This is a genomic window from Arthrobacter sp. NPDC055585 (assembly GCF_053619115.1).
Genome location: NZ_JBSHIT010000020.1, coordinates 1 through 5,048 on the forward strand (window position 1 = coordinate 1; position 5,048 = coordinate 5,048).

At 50.3% G+C, this 5,048-nt stretch carries 2 tRNA genes and 2 rRNA genes; all 4 read right to left on the reverse strand.

From position 1 onward, the window contains the following. Positions 1-2,879 (reverse strand): 23S ribosomal RNA (locus tag ACWGQ2_RS18315); the annotation flags it as partial. Positions 2,880-3,057: 178 nt separating this feature from the next. Continuing rightward, positions 3,058-3,132 (reverse strand) — tRNA-Ala (locus ACWGQ2_RS18320). A gap of 104 nt (positions 3,133-3,236) precedes the next feature. Further along, positions 3,237-3,313 (reverse strand) — tRNA-Ile (locus ACWGQ2_RS18325). A 61-nt stretch (positions 3,314-3,374) separates the two neighbouring features. Beyond that, positions 3,375-4,912, reverse strand: a 16S ribosomal RNA gene (locus ACWGQ2_RS18330). Between the last annotated feature and the right edge of the window lie 136 nt (positions 4,913-5,048).

Sequence of the window (5,048 nt, forward strand, 5' to 3'; positions counted from 1 at the left end):
TATCAACGTCGTAGTCTTCAACGGCTCTTTAGAGGACATAAAGTCCTAGGGAAATCTTATCTTGAGGTAGGCTTCCCGCTTAGATGCTTTCAGCGGTTATCCCTTCCGAACATAGCTACCCGGCGATGCGACTGGCGTCACAACCGGTACACCAGAGGTTCGTCCACTCTGGTCCTCTCGTACTAGGAGCAGATCCTCTCAAATTTCCAACGCCCACGGTAGATAGGGACCGAACTGTCTCACGACGTTCTAAACCCAGCTCGCGTACCTCTTTAAATGGCGAACAGCCATACCCTTGGGACCTGCTTCAGCCCCAGGATGAGATGAGCCGACATCGAGGTGCCAAACACCGCCGTCGATATGAACTCTTGGGCGGTATCAGCCTGTTATCCCCAGAGTACCTTTTATCCGTTGAGCGATGGCCCTTCCATACAGAACCACCGGATCACTAAGACCTACTTTCGTACCTGCTCGACTTGTGGGTCTCGCAGTTAAGCGCGCTTTTGCCTTTATACTCTACGCGTGATTTCCGACCACGCTGAGCGCACCTTCGTACTCCTCCGTTACTCTTTAGGAGGAGACCGCCCCAGTCAAACTACCCACCAGACATGGTCCTCGTCCCGGATAACGGGACAGAGTTAGAACCTCAATATTACCAGGGTGGTATTTCAAGATTGGCTCCACCGAAACTAGCGTCTCGGTTTCAAAGCCTCCCACCTATCCTACACAAGTAAGATCAAAGTTCAATGTCAAGCTGCAGTAAAGGTTCACGGGGTCTTTCCGTCTAGCCGCGGGTACACCGCATCTTCACGGCGAATTCGATTTCACTGAGTCTCTGCTGGAGACAGCGCCCCCATCATTATGCCATTCGTGCAGGTCGGAACTTACCCGACAAGGAATTTCGCTACCTTAGGACCGTTATAGTTACGGCCGCCGTTTACTGGGGCTTCGATCAAGAGCTTCGCTTACGCTAACCCCATCAATTAACCTTCCAGCACCGGGCAGGCATCACACCCTATACGTCCACTTTCGTGTTTGCAGAGTGCTATGTTTTTAATAAACAGTTGCAGGGGCCTGGTTTCTGTGGCTGCCAATAGCTCAAGGAGTAAATCCTATCACCGTCGGCAGCGTACCTTCTCCCGAAGTTACGGTACCATTTTGCCTAGTTCCTTCAGCAGAGTTCTCTCAAGCGCTTTGGTCTACTCGACCTGACCACCTGTGTCGGTTTCGGGTACGATTCCTATGTAACTGAAGCTTAGAGACTTTTCCTGGAAGCATGGTATCAGCCACTTCACTGTACAAGTACAGCTTGCTATCAGTTCTCAGCATAGAGTACCCCGGATTTGCCTAAGATACATGCCTACAACCTTCCACCTGGACAACCAACGCCAGGCTGACTTAACCTTCTCCGTCCTCTCATCGCATTACATAGAAGTATTGGAATATTAACCAATTTCCCATCGACTACGCCTCTCGGCCTCGCCTTAGGGGTCGACTCACCCAGCCCCGATTAACGTTGGACTGGAACCCTTGGTCTTTCAGCGTGCGAGTTTTTCACTCGCATTGTCGTTACTCACGTCAGCATTCGCACTTCTGATACCTCCAGCATACTTCTCAATACACCTTCATCGGCTTACAGAACGCTCCCCTACCACTTGCAATAAATTGCAAATCCGCAGCTTCGGCATATAGTTTTAGCCCCGTTACATCTTCCGCGCAGGCCGACTCGACTAGTGAGCTATTACGCTTTCTTTAAAGGGTGGCTGCTTCTAAGCCAACCTCCTAGCTGTCTATGCCTTCCCACATCGTTTCCCACTTAACTATAATTTTGGGGCCTTAGCTGGCGGTCTGGATTGTTTTCCTCTTGACTACGGACGTTAGCACCCGCAGTCTGTCTCCCGGATAGTACTCATTGGTATTCGGAGTTTGCATCGGTTTGGTAAGTCGGGATGACCCCCTAGCCGAAACAGTGCTCTACCCCCAATGGTATTCGTCCGAGGCGCTACCTAAATAGCTTTCGGGGAGAACCAGCTATCACCGAGTTTGATTAGCCTTTCACCCCTATCCACAAGTCATCCCCTGGCTTTTCAACGACAGTGGGTTCGGTCCTCCAGTTAGTGTTACCCAACCTTCAACCTGCTCATGGATAGATCACCCGGTTTCGGGTCTACACCCAGCAACTAAACGCCCTATTAAGACTCGATTTCTCTACGGCTCCCCTATGCGGTTAACCTTGCTACTGAATGTAAGTCGCTGACCCATTATACAAAAGGTACGCAGTCACCGAACATGTCGGCTCCCACTGCTTGTATGCATGCGGTTTCAGGATCTATTTCACTCCCCTCACAGGGGTTCTTTTCGCCTTTCCCTCACGGTACTGGTTCACTATCGGTCAGTCAGGAGTATTTAGCCTTGGAGGATGGTCCTCCCGGATTCCGACGGAATTTCACGTGTTCCGCCGTACTCAGGATCCACTCAGGAGAGAACGAAGTTTTGACTACAGGGCTGTTACCTCCTATGGCGGGCCTTTCCAGACCTCTTCATCTACCTCGTTCCTTTGTAACTCCGTACAGAGTGTCCTACAACCCCAAGAGGCAAGCCTCTTGGTTTGGGCTAATCCCGTTTCGCTCGCCGCTACTCAGGGAATCGCATTTGCTTTCTCTTCCTCCGGGTACTTAGATGTTTCAGTTCCCCCGGTTCGCCTCGTTAACCTATGTATTCAGTTAACGATAGTGCTACGAATTGCACTGGGTTTCCCCATTCGGACATCGCCGGCTGTAACGGTTCATATCACCTTACCGACGCTTTTCGCAGATTAGCACGTCCTTCATCGCCTCTGACTGCCAGGGCATCCACCGTGTACGCTTAGTCGCTTAACCTCACAACCCGAAGATGTTTCGTAAAACATCGTCGTGTCGCGAAAATTTGAGAGACTCGAACACACATTAACTGTGTGTCGTTTCAATTTTCAGCTTGATCCAGATTTTTAAATAGCAAAACTTAGCAGTGAACCTTTTCAGGTACACTCTGAAGTTTTCTTGTGTTGTGCAGTAAAGATGGTGGAGCTATGCGGGATCGAACCGCAGACCTCCTGCGTGCAAAGCAGGCGCTCTACCAACTAAGCTAAGTCCCCAGCTTATCATTTTTGATTCGATGTATCAGATTATAGCCTGCGCACTCACTCACGTTCGTTTGCCTTGCGCTTCGCCTTAAAGCAGTGCTTTAAGTCTTGCTCATGGTGGGTCTGACAAGACTTGAACTTGTGACCCCACGCTTATCAAGCGTGTGCTCTAACCAACTGAGCTACAGACCCTCAGATACATCGTCATGAAGAACAACTTGTTGTGGATTCTTACCAATCGTCAATCTTTCGTTAAGGAGGTGATCCAGCCGCAGGTTCCCCTACGGCTACCTTGTTACGACTTCACCCCAGTCATCGGCCACACCGTGGTAAGCGTCCTCCTTGCGGTTAGACTACCTACTTCTGGTGCAACAAATTCCCATGGTGTGACGGGCGGTGTGTACAAGGCCCGGGAACGTATTCACCGCGGCATTCTGATCCGCGATTACTAGCGATTCCGACTTCATGGAGTCGAGTTGCAGACTCCAATCCGGACTACGATCGGCTTTTTGAGATTAGCATCCTATCGCTAGGTAGCAACCCTTTGTACCGACCATTGTAGCACGTGTGTAGCCCTGGTCGTAAGGGCCATGATGACTTGACGTCGTCCCCGCCTTCCTCCAGTTTGTCACTGGCAGTATCCTTAAAGTTCCCGGCTTAACCCGCTGGCAAATAAGGAAAAGGGTTGCGCTCGTTGCGGGACTTAACCCAACATCTCACGACACGAGCTGACGACAGCCATGCAGCACCTGTATGTAAGTTCCCGAAGGCACCAATCCATCTCTGGAAAGTTCTTACTATGTCAAGACCAGGTAAGGTTCTTCGCGTTGCATCGAATTAAACCACATGCTCCACCGCTTGTGCGGGCCCCCGTCAATTCATTTGAGTTTTAGTCTTGCGACCGTACTCCCCAGGCGGTCTACTTATCGCGTTAGCTGCGCCACTAAAGCCTCAAAGGCCCCAACGGCTAGTAGACATCGTTTACGGCATGGACTACCAGGGTATCTAATCCTGTTTGCTCCCCATGCTTTCGTACCTCAGCGTCAGTATTAGGCCAGATGGCTGCCTTCGCCATCGGTATTCCTCCAGATCTCTACGCATTTCACCGCTACACCTGGAATTCTACCATCCTCTCCCATACTCTAGCTTCCCAGTATCGAATGCAATTCCTAAGTTAAGCTCAGGGATTTCACATCCGACTTAAAAAGCCGCCTACGCACGCTTTACGCCCAGTAAATCCGATTAACGCTCGCACCCTCTGTATTACCGCGGCTGCTGGCACAGAGTTAGCCGGTGCTTATTCTGCGAGTAACGTCCACTATCCTAGAGTATTAATCCAAGTAGCCTCCTCCTCGCTTAAAGTGCTTTACAACCAAAAGGCCTTCTTCACACACGCGGCATGGCTGGATCAGGCTTCCGCCCATTGTCCAATATTCCCCACTGCTGCCTCCCGTAGGAGTCTGGGCCGTGTCTCAGTCCCAGTGTGGCGGATCATCCTCTCAGACCCGCTACAGATCGTCGCCTTGGTAGGCCTTTACCCCACCAACTAGCTAATCTGACTTAGGCTCATCTATTAGCGCAAGGTCCGAAGATCCCCTGCTTTCCCCCGTAGGGCGTATGCGGTATTAGCATTCCTTTCGGAATGTTGTCCCCCACTAATAGGCAGATTCCTAAGCATTACTCACCCGTCCGCCGCTAGGTTAGGTAGCAAGCTACCCTTCCCCGCTCGACTTGCATGTGTTAAGCCTGCCGCCAGCGTTCAATCTGAGCCATGATCAAACTCTTCAGTTAAAAATCATTAGTAGCTTATGGCTACAAATCTTGGCTCATCAATTTTCTGACAAATATTTCTCAAATAAACTTCGAGTAATTTTTACCTTCAATCAATGAAATATTTTCGATCGATCAATCAGTAAAAATCCACACA